12 protein-coding genes are annotated in these 14,258 nt (G+C 71.2%); 7 read left to right on the top strand and 5 right to left on the bottom strand.

Annotation, left to right across the window (positions count from 1 at the left end):
* Positions 1-138: 138 nt before the first annotated feature.
* From ABGA98_RS10435 to ABGA98_RS10415, 5 genes are all read left to right on the top strand, one after another.
* Positions 139-1,476: a HAMP domain-containing sensor histidine kinase gene (locus tag ABGA98_RS10435; RefSeq protein ID WP_347617994.1), complete on the top strand. Its 1,338-nt coding sequence runs from the start codon at positions 139-141 to the stop codon at positions 1,474-1,476.
* A 144-nt stretch (positions 1,477-1,620) separates the two neighbouring features.
* Complete coding sequence (locus ABGA98_RS10430) at positions 1,621-2,220, top strand: TetR family transcriptional regulator C-terminal domain-containing protein (RefSeq protein WP_347617993.1); 600 nt, start codon at positions 1,621-1,623, stop codon at positions 2,218-2,220.
* Positions 2,221-2,295: 75 nt separating this feature from the next.
* On the top strand, positions 2,296-3,276 hold the full coding sequence (locus tag ABGA98_RS10425) for a diiron oxygenase (RefSeq protein ID WP_347617992.1): 981 nt from the start codon (positions 2,296-2,298) through the stop codon (positions 3,274-3,276).
* A gap of 398 nt (positions 3,277-3,674) precedes the next feature.
* Positions 3,675-4,478, top strand: coding sequence for a copper resistance CopC family protein (locus ABGA98_RS10420; protein WP_347617991.1), 804 nt, complete (start codon positions 3,675-3,677; stop codon positions 4,476-4,478).
* Positions 4,475-5,515 carry a CopD family protein gene (locus ABGA98_RS10415; protein ID WP_347617990.1) on the top strand — a complete coding sequence of 347 codons (1,041 nt, stop codon included), beginning with the start codon at positions 4,475-4,477 and terminating at the stop codon, positions 5,513-5,515. The genes ABGA98_RS10420 and ABGA98_RS10415 overlap by 4 nt, the downstream gene beginning before the upstream one ends.
* Before the next feature lie 54 nt (positions 5,516-5,569).
* On the opposite strand, the gene ABGA98_RS10410 is transcribed toward ABGA98_RS10415, so the two are convergent.
* Both ABGA98_RS10410 and ABGA98_RS10405 read right to left on the bottom strand, forming a co-directional pair.
* Positions 5,570-6,754 (bottom strand): hypothetical protein, encoded by a 1,185-nt coding sequence (locus ABGA98_RS10410; protein ID WP_347617989.1) that lies wholly within the window; start codon positions 6,752-6,754, stop codon positions 5,570-5,572.
* 54 nt (positions 6,755-6,808) lie between these two features.
* Positions 6,809-7,603, bottom strand: a complete 795-nt coding sequence (locus tag ABGA98_RS10405) for a class I SAM-dependent methyltransferase (RefSeq protein ID WP_347617988.1) — start codon at positions 7,601-7,603, stop codon at positions 6,809-6,811.
* Positions 7,604-7,672: 69 nt separating this feature from the next.
* On the opposite strand from ABGA98_RS10405, the gene ABGA98_RS10400 reads away from it, so the two are divergent.
* On the top strand, positions 7,673-10,330 hold the full coding sequence (locus ABGA98_RS10400) for a CocE/NonD family hydrolase (RefSeq protein ID WP_347617987.1): 2,658 nt from the start codon (positions 7,673-7,675) through the stop codon (positions 10,328-10,330).
* Entirely contained in the window at positions 10,327-11,172 is an 846-nt protein-coding gene (locus tag ABGA98_RS10395) for an ABC transporter permease subunit (protein ID WP_347617986.1), read from the top strand. Before ABGA98_RS10400 ends, ABGA98_RS10395 begins: the two co-directional genes overlap by 4 nt.
* 26 nt (positions 11,173-11,198) lie before the next feature.
* On the opposite strand, the gene glpK is transcribed toward ABGA98_RS10395, so the two are convergent.
* The 3 genes from glpK to ABGA98_RS10380 form a co-directional block, all read right to left on the bottom strand.
* On the bottom strand, positions 11,199-12,716 hold the full coding sequence (gene glpK, locus ABGA98_RS10390; protein ID WP_347617985.1) for a glycerol kinase GlpK: 1,518 nt from the start codon (positions 12,714-12,716) through the stop codon (positions 11,199-11,201).
* Between the two features lies 1 nt (position 12,717).
* Positions 12,718-13,545: an MIP/aquaporin family protein gene (locus tag ABGA98_RS10385; RefSeq protein WP_347617984.1), complete on the bottom strand. Its 828-nt coding sequence runs from the start codon at positions 13,543-13,545 to the stop codon at positions 12,718-12,720.
* Between the two features lie 138 nt (positions 13,546-13,683).
* Positions 13,684-14,142 (bottom strand): N-acetyltransferase, encoded by a 459-nt coding sequence (locus tag ABGA98_RS10380; RefSeq protein ID WP_347617983.1) that lies wholly within the window; start codon positions 14,140-14,142, stop codon positions 13,684-13,686.
* Positions 14,143-14,258: the final 116 nt, after the last annotated feature.

Below are 14,258 nucleotides of genomic sequence, written 5' to 3'. Positions count from 1 at the left end.
GTTCACTTACTCTAGCCAGGGCCGCGGAGCCCGTACAGAGCAATGCTCTGGACGTCCGCACCTCGAATCAAAGGCGGAATCTCCGTAAATTAGAGTAAGAGGCACTTGGTGTGATCACCTGATTACGGGGGGATAGGTGTGATCGCACGGCTGGGCCGTTCTCTTCGCGCGCGGCTGGCACTGTTCGCCAGTGTCGCCATGGCCCTGCTCTGCCTCACCACGAGCTCCGCGCTGCTGTGGATGATCTACAACACGACCGTCGACATCCACACCCAGGACGCGGCCGGCACCACCCTGACGGTGGCCCACCTGGTCAGGGAGTCCGAGCTGCCGCTGCTCGGCAATCTCGACGTGCGAGGCGTCCAGGTCGTCGACCCGCAAGGACGCGTGGTGTCCGCCACGACCGATCTGGCGGGCGCGCCGCGGCTGACCACCGCGTCGCCTCCACCGGACACCACCAACCGCGTCGTCCACGCCTGCGACCTGGCCCACCTCTCCGGCGGCTGCCACATCGTAGCGGTCTACCGCGTGTACCAGCCGGACGGCGACTGGCTCGTCTACGCCTTCCGCCCCCGGCCGCCCTGGTACGCCACGCCCGGCGCGATCGCCTTCCTCGCTCTCTCCTCCGCGGCCCTGGTCGTACTGACCTGGTACGGCGTCTCGCACGTGGTGGCCAAGACGCTCGCGCCCGTCAACCGCATCACGGGCAAGCTGGCCGAGATCACCGCCGGCGGTGGAGGGATGCGCGTGCCCGTGCCCGAGCACGCCGACGAGATCCGGGCGCTCGCGGAGACCGCGAACGCCACGCTCGCGCGACTGGAGGACGCGATGGAGCAGCAGCGCAGGTTCGCCTCCGACGCTTCGCACGATCTGCGCAGCCCGATCACGGCGATGCGCGCCGAGGTCGAGGAGGCCCTGCTCGCCCCCGGCGAGTCCGACTGGCAGAAGGTCGGCGGCAAGCTGCTCACCAGCCTCGACCGGCTGCAGAACATCGTCACCGACCTGCTCACGCTGGCCAAGCTCGACGCGGGCGCCCCCGCCCGGCTCGGCCCGGTCGACCTGAGCGAACTGGTCACCGCCGAGGTCGCCAGGCCGCGCACGAAGGACGTCCGGATCTCGGTGCAACCCGGCGTGGTCGTGACGGGCGACCGGCTGAGGCTGGCCCGCCTGCTGACCAACCTGCTGGACAACGCCGAGCGGCACGCGGAGCGTACGGTCGCCGTGATCGTGCGCCGCGACGGCGAGGCCGTGCTGGAGGTGCTCGATGACGGCGCGGGCATCGCGCCCGAGCACCGCGAGGTGGTCTTCAGGCGCTTCACCCGGCTGGACGCCTCCCGCAGCCGTGACGCGGGCGGGACCGGGCTCGGCCTGCCGATCGCCCGCGAGATCGCGCGCACGCACGGCGGCACGCTGAGGATCGAGGATTCCCACACCGGTGCCCGATTCGTCCTGCGGATGCCGGTAAGGGAGGAGTAAAGGTGGGTAGTAATGGTTTTCGACCCCCTGCCGCGAACGCCCGGAGATCGACCAGTACCATGATCACCGCGAGATGACGAAACAGACGGCGCGCCCAGTTTGTCCAATGAAAGCCCCTATAGCGAGAAATTAGAGTTACCCGCTGTGGCATCAGGTTTCAGCCGATTACGGCGCGAGGATCTTCTGAAGACGACCTGCGAGGTGATCGCCGAGCAGGGGTTCGGGCATACCAGGACCATCGACATCGCGAGGGCCGCCGGCGTCAGCCAGGCGCTGCTCTTCTACCACTTCGAGACCAAGGACCAGCTGTTCGCGCAGGCCTTCACCTACGCGGCCCGCCTGCACCTCGACGCGCTGGGCGACATCGAGCGATCCCCCGGCACGCCGCTCGAACGGCTGCGCACCCTCCTGCGGCTCTGCTCCCCCGCGATCCCCACCGAGGGCTGGAGGTTGTGGATCGACGCGTGGTCCGAGGCGATGCGCAGCTCACAACTGGAGGAGATCTCGCGGCGCATCGACGCCCAGGGCCGCCTCCTCCTTCGCGAGATCATCGAGGCCGGCGTGGCATCCGGCGAGTTCACGTGCGCCGACCCCGAAGGTGCGACGTGGCGGATCCTGGCGCTGGTCGACGGGCTCGCGGTCCAGATGCACGTGCACCCCAGGGCCCTGTCACGGCGCCGGGCCGGAACGCTCATCCGCACGGCCGCCGCCGGCGAGATCGGAGTCGCCCCGGAAATGTTGTGACGAAACCTGCGATCCTCACCTTCCCGCGCTATTGGATGCTTCGTACAATACCGGGCGAGGAGAGGAGCGCACGCGATGACACAGGCACCCAGCTCTACCGCCGCCAGGGAACGCGACGAGCAGGTCGCGAACAGGAAGGCCTACGAAGCGGTCATCGAACGCCTCTCGAAGGCGTCGGTCGACAAGCACTGGGAGCCCTATCGGGACATCCCCTGGGACGACCCCGAGTTCCAGGTGGACCCGGCCGACCCGCGCTGGGAGCTGCCCACGGTCGACAAGCTGGGCGGCCACCCGTGGTATCGCGGCCGGCCCCCGGAGACGCGGGCGGCGATCGGGCTGTGGCGGGTGGCGACCGCCATGAAGATCGGCCTGCAGTTCGAGAACCTGCTCAAACGCGGGCTGCTCAACTACGCCTACCGGCTGCCGAACGGCGCGCCCGAGTTCCGGTACGTCTACCACGAGACCATCGAAGAGGGACATCACGGGATGATGTTCCAGGAGTTCGTGAACCGGACGAAGCTGCCCGTTCGGGGCATGCCGGGGCCGCTGTCGGCGATCGCGCAGGCGGCGCCCCTGATTCCGCTGATCTCGACCGAGCTGTTCTTCGTGTTCGTGCTGGGCGGCGAGGACCCGATCGACCACGTGCAGCGCAAGGTGCTCAAGGACGACAGGGCGCACCATCCGCTCGAAGAGACGATCATGCGGATCCACATCGCGGAAGAGGCCAGGCACATCTCGTTCGCTCGCCACTACCTGCGCAACCGCGTGCCGCGGATGCCGGCGTACCGGCGGCTCCTGCTCGGCATCGCCTCCCCCATCATCCTCGGCGTGATGGCCCGCATCATGCTGGCGCCCCCCGGAGCGCTCATCAGGCACTTCAAGATCCCCCTCAGCGTCGTGTCGGAGATCTACCTGCGCAACCCGGCGGCCAAGCAGGAGATCCGCGACTCCATCGGCAAGACGCGGGAGTTGTGCGCCGAGATCGGCCTGATCAACCCGCTGACCCGGCGGATCTGGCGGCTCATGGGCATCTGGGCGGAGCCGGGGCGCGCCTAGGCGGGCGGCCGCCTGGCGACCAGGACCTCGCCGTAGCGGACGCTCACGCCCGCCCTGGCACAGGCGGTGCGGCGGTGCTCCAAGGCGGCGTTGTAGAGCTGCCGGTGGTCCTCCACACACGCCGCCAGCGCCGCCGCCTACCGGGCCGTGGGGCGCAGCAGGAATCTGAACGACCTGCGCACACCCCACCCCCATCACGTTCGGTAACGACAACACCACGATACCGGCTGGCGCCGACAAACCAGGAAGGGTGCGCGGACCCGACCAGTCAGGGCACGCTCGGGCCTTGACGGCCCTCCCGCTCCCGATTCACCCGTCGCCTCAAGGCGACGGTCCCCTCGGGAGACTCTGATGGGACCATATACAGGTTCGAGACGCGACGATGGAAGGTTTCCCCTGTGAGGCGGCTACTCACGGTCCTGCTGCTCGCCTTCGCGGCGGCCGGGATCGCCCTCTCCCCTGCCGAGGCGCACAACGTGCTGATCGGCAGCGACCCCAAGGACGGAGCCGCGCTGACGGCCTCACCCGCGCGGGTGACCCTGGTGTTCGACCAGCCGGTACGCCAGGGATACGCGCAGGTGGGCGTCACCGGCGCCGACGGGTCGGCCTGGGCCGACGGGGCCGCCGAGATCGCCGCGGAACGGGTGTCGGTCAAGGTCAAGCCGCTGGCGGCGGGCGGCTCGTACGTCGTGGGCTACCGCATCCTGTCGGCCGACGGGCACCCGGTCACCGGGAAGATCAGCTTCAGCCTGACCGCGAACGCCACCGCCGACCAGGGGACGAACGCCGACCCCACCGAGGCCCCGGCCGAGGGGGCCACGCGAGCCCCGGCCCAAGGGAACACCGAGGCTCCCGCCCAGGCCGATCCCGACGCCGCCGGGACCCCGGCCGATCCCGACGCCGCCGAGGCCGCGGCCAACGGCGGGGCCGGGATGGCCGTGGTGTGGATCGTGGGGGCGCTGCTGCTCCTCGCCCTGGGCACCGCCGTGGCCCTCCGCCGCGCGAAACCCGCCCAGGAAACCGCCACGACCAGCCCGCCCGCCCCCACCACCGACCCCACACCCGGCACCGCCACGGACCCAGGGCCTGGCACCACCGCCGGCACCACGCCCGACCCCGGGCCAGGCGCCACCGCCGGGCCCGTGTCGGGTTCCGCCGCAGGTCCCGTGGCGGGTTACGCGGCCGAGGAGAGGAAGGCGTGACCGTCACCGCTCCCCCCGCTCCCCCTCTCCCCGGGCGACGCGTCGGCGGACGGCTCGTGGCCGGCGCGTTCCCCGTGTGCGCCATCGTCGCCGCCGTGGCCGCCAGCTCGTTCGCCGAGCAGGAGACCGTGCCCGGCATTCCCATGCCGGGGCCGCTGGTGTCGGTCGGGCTGCCCGTCGTGCGGGCGCTGCTCGACGTGTCCGCCGTCGCCCTGGTGGGGCTCAGCCTGGTGGCCAAGCTGCTCGGGTTCGACCGGCCCGAGTACACCGAGCCGGTGATGGTCCGCGTCCGGCCCCTTGCGGTGATCGCGGCCTGGGCGTGGGCGATCTGCGCGCTGCTCACGATCGTTTTCCAGGCGGCCGAGCTCAACCCCGGCGCCGTGCCGACGTTCGGAATGATCGCGGACTATGTCGGAGACGTCGGCACGGGCCAGGGGCTGCTGTTCAGCGCGGCGTGCGCGCTGGCGGCGGCGGGCATCGGGCTGATGGCGGTGCGGTTCGGCGAGAAGGTGCCGGCGGAGCTGCGCGTGGTCGTCGCGCTCTTCGGGCTGCTGCCCATCCCGGTCACCGGGCACGCGGTCAACTCCATCTGGCACGACCCGATCATGATCTCGATGGAGATCCACGTGATGGGGGCGGCGGCGTGGACGGGCGGGCTGCTGGTGACCGCCATCTTCGTCGCGCCCCACCCGGGCCTGCTGGCCATGGCGCTGCCCAAGTTCTCCAGGATCGCCTCGGTGTGCCTCCTCATGGTGGCGCTGTCCGGGCTGATCACGGGGCTCGGCACGATGGCGCTCACCCCCGGGGTGACGCTGCCCGACGCGCTCCTGACCAGCGACTACGGGCTCCTGGTCGTGGCCAAGGTGACGCTGGTGGCCCTGCTGGTGCCGCTGGCGGCGCACATCCGCTTCCGCCTGCTGCCCGCCATCCGCAAGGGCCGGGCCACCGCCCTCGTGGGATGGGCGGCGGCCGAGGTCGGCGTGATGGGGCTGGCGTACGGCGTGGCAGTGGCGATCACCCGCGCCTCGATCATCTGACGGCCCGCGCCGAGGCGCCCAGGGGCCACCGGAGCGGGCTCGAGCCGGTCGGCGCTACGGGGTGGCGGGCGCGATCACGGGTGCGGTGGCCGCGGCCTGTCGCGGGCGGCGCCTGCCGGCGACCCACTCCACCGCCAGCCAGGCGGCCAGCAGGCCGAGCCCGGCCCAGACGGCCGACGACATGACCGGCGGGGGCGCGCCGGACAGGCCGTCCTGGCCTATGAGCACGTCGTACACGCCGCCCATGACCGCGTTCTGGGCCGACAGCGCGCCGTACGCGCCGGCCGTGGCACCCGCGGCCCCCAGCAGGGCGCGTACGGCGGGAATCCGCACCAGGAACGCGACGTCCACCAGCAGCCCGGCGGCCACCAGGAAGAACGGCACCGCCGACGGCGGGAACCCGGTGTAGGTCAGCAGCGGCCAGATCAGCGTGCGGACCCCCACGTAGGCGGCGGCCACCAGCGTGGCCGCGCCGAACCTGCCGATCAGCATCCTGGCCACCACCAGCACCGCCACGCCGACGACCACCGCGTAGACGGGGTAGAGGAAGTCGGGCACGGGCAGCGCGAACCCGGTCATCATCGTACGGTCGATCGGCCGCCCCATCTGGTCGGCCGCGAACTGCAGCAGGATGGGCTCGGCGTAGACGACGCCGTTGTCCCAGGCGCCGATCGACAGGATGCCGTACTCCTGGTGCTGCTCGGGGAAGTGCACGTTCTCCAGGAAGAACGCGAGGAACGCGCCGAGCACGACCACCCGCTCCCTGCCGGGCGGCGCTCCCATGAACCAGCCCCGGACCACGCCCGCGATCATGAAGAACGTTCCAAGGTAGAGCATGATGTGCGACGGGCTCCACGAGGTGATGTCGAGCCCGTTGACGCGGTGGTTGATCAGGTCGAGCGGGACCGCGACGAGGAAGATCCCGGTGCCCCACTGGATCAGCCGCAGCGCGGCCTTGTCGACGCCGTAGCCGGTGTAGCCGTGGATGATGGTCAGGGCCAGGGCGAGGGCCGTGCCCGCGGAGTTGAGCAGGTGGGGAGGGGCGAGGTCGTCACGCAGCCACTTGAAGTGCCACGAGACGTCCCACGCCGAGCCGAGCAGCTTGAGCGTGAACGCCACCAGCCATCCGAAATAGAGCACCCTGAACAGGTCGTGCGGCGTCTCGCGCCCCGCCTGGCCTCTGGTCCAGTAGGGCAAGGCCCACTCGGCGGCCTTCTTGATCGATGCTGGAGACTTCACGGAAGAGAATCTTACGGTCACCCCTCCAGATCGTCTGCCGGGAGTGGGCGCCGGTCACCCGCCGGCCGAGGCGCGCAGGGAGTACATCAGGGGGAGCCTGGGAGCGCCGCCGGGGACCCGGTACCGGCCGTCGGCGACCTCCAGCGTGGCGAAGCGCTGGAAGAGGGTGAAGTCGTGCTCGTGGAGGAACTCCACCCGCAGCCCCGCCGCGCCCACCGCGCTCACGACCTCGCCGAGGCCGTGCGGGAACTGCACGGACGTCTGGTGTTCGAGCACCTCCCCACCGGTGTAGGTGTGCGGTTCCGCCCAGACCTGCGGCTCCCGGTCGAAGTAGTCGTGCGTGACGGTGGTGCCCGTGGCGTCGTCCAGGATGTCGGGGAAGGGGTGGAACTCGGCGAGATAGAGGAAACCGCCCGGCTTGAGCAGCGCGGCGACCGTCCGCGCCCACCGCGTCAGGTCGGGCAGCCAGACGAGCGCCCCCACGCCGGTGTAGACGATGTCGTACGCGGCCCGGCCCAGCGCCTCGGCCGCGTCGTACACGTCGGCCGTGACGAACCTCGCCGGCAGGCCGCACGCGGCGGCGATGGTCTCCGCCTGGGCCACGGCGGCGCCGGAGAAGTCGAGGCCGGTCACCTCCGCCCCGAGCCGGGCCCAGGCGAGGGTGTCGAGGCCGATGTGGCACTGCAGGTGGGCCAGGCGGCGGCCGGACACGTCGCCGACCTCCTCCAGCTCGAACGGCCGCAGCGGGCTACGGCCCGCGACGAAGCCGTCGACGTCGTAGAAGTCGCTGCCGGCATGGATGGGCACGCGGGAGTTCCAGTTGGCCCTGTTGATCTCCAAATAGTCCACGATGCCGAAGCCTAGACACGGGCGGCCCGTCTCAGCGATCTCTCAGGTGCGGTCAGTAGGCTCACCGCCATGAAGCGTGTGGCCGCGTCGGCGGCGGCGCTCGCCCTCATCGCCTTGACGACGTGGCTGGTGTGGCCGTCGGGTGCCGAGGTGCGGGGCCAGGATCAGATCATCACCGTCGTCGACGGGCCGGCCGACGATCAGCGGGTCGAACTCGACACGACGTTCTTCCCGCCGCCGGGCGGAGGGAAGGCGCCCGCCGTGCTGCTCGGCCACGGTTTCGGCGGCAGCAAGCGGAGCGTCAGGGACGAGGCGATCCGCATCGCCCAGAACGGCTACGCCGTACTGACCTGGTCGGCGCGCGGGTTCGGCCGCTCGACGGGCGAGATCGCGCTCAACTCGCCCGACTACGAGGTCAAGGACGTCAAGCAGCTCATCGACTGGCTGGCCAAGCGTCCCGAGGTCCTGCTCGACGCGTCGGACGACCCGCGCGTGGGCATCGCGGGCGGCTCCTACGGCGGCGCCATCGCGCTGATGACGGCGGCCCATGACCAGCGTGTCGACGCCATCGTCCCGCGGATCACCTGGTCGGACCTGGCCGACGCGCTCTTCCCCAACACGGCGGCCCCGCTCTCCGCGGCCGGCGACGCCGGCCAGAGCTCCTCCTCGGGCAGCCTGCCCGAGGCGGAGAACGGCGTGTTCAAGCGCATGTGGGCGGGCATCTTCTTCGGCCAGGGCGTCTCGCTCGACAGTCTCGCCCTGCGGGGACGGTCCGAGGCCGCCCGGCCGCTCACCCCGGAGCAGGCCAGGTGCGGCCGGTTCCGTCCTGAGATCTGCGCCGTCTACGAAGAGGTCGCCAAGACGGGCAGGCCCACCCAGGAGGCCGTCGACCTGCTGCGCAGGTCGAGCCCGATCACCGTGGCGGGCCGGATCAAGGCGCCGACCCTGCTCATCCAGGGCCAGCGCGACTCGCTGTTCCCGCTCAGCCACGCCGACGCCAACGCCAGGGCCATCGCCGCCGGGGGCACGCCCGTCAGCCTGGCCTGGTTCGACGGCGGGCACGACGGCGGCGACGGCGAGACCGACTGGGTGTTCGAGCAGTCGTCGGCCTGGTTCGCCCGCTATCTGAAGGGCGAGGGTGACGGGGAGACGGCGCCGCCGGTCAGCGCGTTCACGGTGACCCGCGACGGCGGTCGCGACCCCGGTACCCGCCAGCGCATCCGCCTGCACCCCGAGACCGGCTCCTACCCTGGCCTCGGAGGCACCGCCACCAGCACCGTCGAGCTGTCGGGCCCCGCCCAGAACATCGCCAACCCGCCCGGCGGCGCGCCCGCCTCGATCTCGTCGGTGCCCGGCATCGGCGGCCTGCTCGGCGGCCAGAACAGCCCCGGCGTCGCCATCGACATGCCGGGCCAGAGCGCCGCGTTCGAGTCCCGGCCGCTCACCGCCCCGCTGCAGCTCACCGGCAGCTCGACGGCCACGATCAGGGTGTCGGGCCAGGGCGGGACCGAAGCGACCCTGTTCGCCAAGCTCTACGACGTGGCCGACAGCATGCAGCCGCCCACCCTGCCCGCCGGGCTGGTGGCGCCGATCCGGGTGTCCATCCCCGAGGGCGCGACCAGCGCGGAGGCCACGGTCACGCTGCCCGCCGTCGACCACGCCTTCGCCGCCGGCCACCGGCTGCGGCTGGTGCTGGCGACGACGGACATGGGGTTCGCGACGCCCGCCGAGCCCGCCACGTACCAGGTCTCGCTCGTCTCTCCCGCGCTGACCGTCCCGACGGTCGGCACGCTGGCCGCCGCCCCGGGCGGGGTGGCGTGGTGGGTGTGGGCGATGCCGCTGGCCGCCGTGGTGGTCGCGGCGGCGCTGCTGGTGACCGGCCGCGCCCGGAACCTCCGCCGCACGGGCAGCGGCCCCGAACCCGCCGCCCCCCTCGCCGCCGGCGGGACGGCGGCCGGGGCGCCCCCGCCCGATCCGGCGGTGCCGCTGGAGATCAGCGGGCTGGCCAAGGCCTACAGCAACGGCGAGCTCGCCGTCGACAACCTGTCGTTCCGCGTCGAGCAGGGCCAGGTACTGGGCCTGCTCGGGCCGAACGGCGCCGGCAAGACGACCACCATGCGGATGATGATGGGGCTCATCCAGCCCGACGGCGGCGAGATCCGCATCTTCGGCGAACGGGTGACGCCGGGCGCTCCCGTGTTGTCCAGGCTCGGGTCGTTCGTCGAAGGGCCGGGCTTCCTGCCGCACCTGTCAGGGCGGGACAACATCGAGCTCTACTGGGCCGCCACCGGACGGCCCGTCGCCGACGCCCACTTCGACGAGGCGCTGGAGATCGCCGGCCTCGGCAAGGCCCTCGAACGTGCCGTACGCACCTACTCCCAGGGCATGCGCCAGCGGCTCGCCATCGCCCAGGCCATGCTCGGGCTGCCCGACCTGCTGGTGCTCGACGAGCCCACGAACGGGCTCGACCCGCCCCAGATCCGGGAGATGCGCGAGGTGCTCAAACGCTACGCGCGCGACGGCCGTACCGTGATCGTCTCCAGCCATCTGCTGGCCGAGGTCGAGCAGACCTGCAGCCACGTCGTGGTCATGCACCGCGGCAAGCTGGTCTCCGCCGGCCCGGTGTCGCGGCTGCTCAGCTCGGCTCCCCGGGCGGCCCGTGCCGGCAACGGGAACGGCACGCGCCTGGAAGACGTGTTCCTCGACCTCATCGGAGACAAGGCATGACCGCCGCGCCTGGCTACGCGCCCCGCCGTACGCTGCCGCTGCGGGTGGAGATCGTCCGGCAGTTCAAGCGGCGCCGCACGATCGTGATGTTCGGGCTGCTGCTGGCGCTGCCGTGGATCCTCGTGATCGCGTTCCAGTTCGGGCCGCAGGGCGGCGACCGGGACCAGTCGCTGCGCATCTCCGACCTGGCGACGGAGAGCGGCCTCAACTTCGCCGCCTTCGCGCTGTCCGTGTCGGCCAGCTTCCTGCTGGTGGTCGCGGTGGCGCTGTTCTGCGGCGACACCGTGGCCAGCGAGGCCAACTGGTCCTCCCTGCGTTATCTGCTGGCCGCGCCGGTGCCCCGCGACCGGCTGCTGCGGCAGAAGCTGATCGTGGCGCTGGGCTACTCGGCGGCGGCCGTGATCTGCCTGCCCGTGATGGCGCTGGTGGCGGGCACGCTGGCGTTCGGCTGGAACGACATCCAGGTGCCCGGCACGGGCGAGACCATCCCGGCGCTCGACGTGCTGCCGCGTTTCGGCATCGTGATCGCGTACGCGCTGGTCAGCCAGCTCGTCGTGGCCGCCCTGGCCTTCCTCGTCTCCACCATGACCGACTCGCCGCTCGGGGCGGTCGGCGGGGCGGTCGGCCTGTGGATCGTCTGCACCATCCTGCAGGCCGTCGAGGCGCTGGGCGTGCTGCGCGAGTTCCTGCCGACGTTCTGGAACAACGCCTGGCTCGACGCGCTCGCGCCCGAGCTCGAATGGAGCGGCATGATCAAGGGCGCCTCGGTGTCGATCACGTACGCGGCGATCCTCATCGCCGTGGCCTTCCGCCGGTTCCGCCGCAAGGACGTCGTCAGCTGAGCGCCGGCCGGTCGCCGGCCAGGGCGTCAGCCGGTCTCCGCCCAGTCGAACGCCTTGGTCACGGCCTTCTTCCAGCCCGCGTACCCCTTCTCGCGCTCCTCCTCGCTCCAGCCGGGCTCCCAGCGGCGGTCCTCCGCCCAGTGGGCGCGCAGCTCGTCGGTGTCCTGCCAGAAGCCCACCGCGAGCCCCGCGGCGTAGGCAGCGCCGAGTGCGGTGGTCTCGGCGACGACCGGCCGGCTGACCGGCACGCCGAGGATGTCCGACTGGAGCTGCATGCACAGGTCGTTGGCAGTGACGCCGCCGTCCACCCGCAGCACGTCGAGGACCACGCCGGAGTCCTGCTGCATGGCCTCCACCACGTCCCTGCTCTGGTAGCAGATGGCCTCCAGCGTGGCGCGGGCGAGGTGGGCGTCGGTGTTGAAGCGCGACATGCCGACGATGGCGCCGCGGGCGTCGGCCCGCCAGTAGGGGGCGAACAGGCCGGAGAAGGCGGGCACGAAGTACATGCCTCCCGAGTCCTCCACCTGCCTGGCCAGGGTCTCGCTCTGCGGCGCGGAGGTGATGATGTGCAGCTGGTCGCGCAGCCACTGCACCGCCGAACCCGTCACGGCGATCGAGCCTTCGAGCGCGAACACGGCGGGTTGGTCGCCGAACTTGTAGGCGACCGTGGTGAGCAGCCCGCTCTGCGAGCGCACCCGTTCGGTGCCGGTGTTGAGCAGCAGGAAGTTGCCGGTGCCGTAGGTGTTCTTGGCCTCGCCCGGTGAGAAGCAGACCTGCCCGACGGTGGCGGCCTGCTGGTCGCCCAGGATCGCGGCGATCGGCACCTCCCCCGCGGCCGCTCCGAACGGGGTCGTGACGCCGTAGGCGGCGGGATCGGACGACGGCCGGATCTCCGGCAACATCTGGCGCGGGATGCCGAAGAAGGACAGGAGCTCGTCGTCCCAGTCGAGGGTGTCCAGGTCCATGAGCATCGTACGGCTGGCGTTGGTCACGTCGGTGGCGTGCACGCCGCCGTCGACGCCCCCGGTCAGGTTCCACAACGTCCAGGTGTCGGTGGTGCCGAAGACGGCCTCGCCCCGGTCGACCGCCTCGCGGACGCCGTCCACGTTCTCCAGGATCCACTGGATCTTGCCGCCGGAGAAGTACGCGTCCGGGTGCAGCCCCGTCCGGTCACGGATGACCTGGCCGCGGCCGTCGCGCTCCAGGGCGGCGGCGATCTTGTCGGTGCGCGTGTCCTGCCAGACGATCGCGTTGTGGTAGGGACGGCCGGTGCGCCGGTTCCACACGACCGTGGTCTCGCGCTGGTTCGTGATGCCGATCGCGGCGAGGTCGGTGGGCTGCAGCCCGGCGCGCTGGAGGGTGCTCTGGATGACGGCCGCGGTCCGCGTCCTGATCTCGATGGGGTTGTGCTCGACCCAGCCCGCCCTGGGCAGGATCTGCTCGTGTTCGAGCTGGAACTTGGCGACCTCGCGACCGTCATGATCGAAGATCATGAAGCGGGTGCTCGTCGTGCCCTGGTCCACCGCCCCGACGAAATCGGGCATGTCATTCTCCTTCGCGTTTGTCAGGGTCCGCCGGTCTGACGATGTCACGTTCCTCGGGCCTCGGCAGGAACCTGGAGATGAGCGCCTGGTAGAGGCCCGCGCCGATGAGGCCGCCGATCAGGGGACCGACGATGGGCACCCAGAAGTAGAAGTCGCCGTACTGATCTCGCCACGCGTCGTGGTAGCCGGTCAGCCAGCTCGCCAGGCGCGGACCGAAGTCGCGCGCCGGGTTGATCGCGTATCCGGCGTTGGTGCCGAACGCCATGCCGATCGCGACGACGATGAGGCCGATGACGAAGGGCCCCATGTTGGCGTTGGGCGCCATGTTCCTGGTGTCGACCAGCGCGAAGACGAGGAAGAGCAGGATCGCGGTGCCGATGATCTGGTCGCGGAACCCGCCCCACATGCCCACCGGCAGGGTGCCGTTGCCCGGCAGGGTCGAGAAGACGATCTGGGTCTTGAACGTGTGCCCGGGGTCCGCCATCGCCAGAACCTCGGTGAAGTTCCAGCGCACGATCAGGGCGGCGACGAAGGCCCCCAGGGTCTGCGCCAGGACGTACGGCAGGACCTTCCGCCACGGGAAGCCCTGGAAGACGGCGAACCCCAGCGTGACCGCGGGGTTGATGTGCGCGCCCGAGGTCCTGGCCGCGGTGTAGACGCCGAGCACCACCCCGAGCCCCCAGGCCCAGGCGATGCTGTCGTGGTCACCGACCTCCGCGGCGACGACCGAGGCGACCACGCCGCAGCCGAACAGAATGAGCACCGCTGTCCCGGCGAACTCGGCGATCAGTTCGCCGGCCAGCCCTCTGCGGTCGAGACGCCCGGCCACGGTCATCCCCTTCCTCTCGCGTACCCGTTGTGTGCCATTCCCGTAATCAGGCGATGCATACGGGCTGCATATGACACATAACGTTAAGTGAAGAACAGGTGATGGCCTGGACGGACGCGCGGTGGGCGCGGTCCCAGATCAGAGCGTGCGTACGAAGGTGACCAGGCTCGTGCCCGGACCGTTGTAGCCGGGGACGGGATCGCCGGCCTCGAAGCCCATGCGGCGGTGGAAGGCGATGGAGCGCTCGTTGACCGGCGCGGTGACGGCCCTGACGACGTGCCGGCCGTGGTCGCGGGCGATGCCGAAGAAGCCTTCGTACATCGAGCGGGCGACCCCGCTCTCCCTGGCGCCGGGCGCGACGCCGACGAAGTGGATGTACGCCTCGCCGGGCTGCGACGGCGAGAAGAAGCCGATCAGGAACCCCGCCATGTCTCCGGGGCCCCCGGGGCCCTCGGCGATCAGGCTCGTCCCGTGGAAATGGTCGAGGAACAACCGGGGCAACGACGGCAGGACGGGCCGCCCCCACCAGTCATCGACGACGGCCGCGATGGCGTCGTAGTCGCCGGGGGTGGCGGCGCGCAGCGCGTGTCCTGTCATGTGGTGATCCGGAGGCTAGTCCCAGTGCGGCGGCCTGTTGTCGAGATAGAACGCGTCGGGGTCGTCGGAGCGCCACTCGCCCCAGCCCTCGTCCGTGTCGTCCGCCGTCTGCTCAG

It is taken from the genome of Nonomuraea sp. B1E8, from assembly GCF_039871515.1.
Classification (GTDB): Bacteria; Actinomycetota; Actinomycetes; order Streptosporangiales; family Streptosporangiaceae; genus Nonomuraea.
Note: the sequence above shows the minus strand (reverse complement) of the source record. Positions and strands in the feature narration are given on the sequence as shown.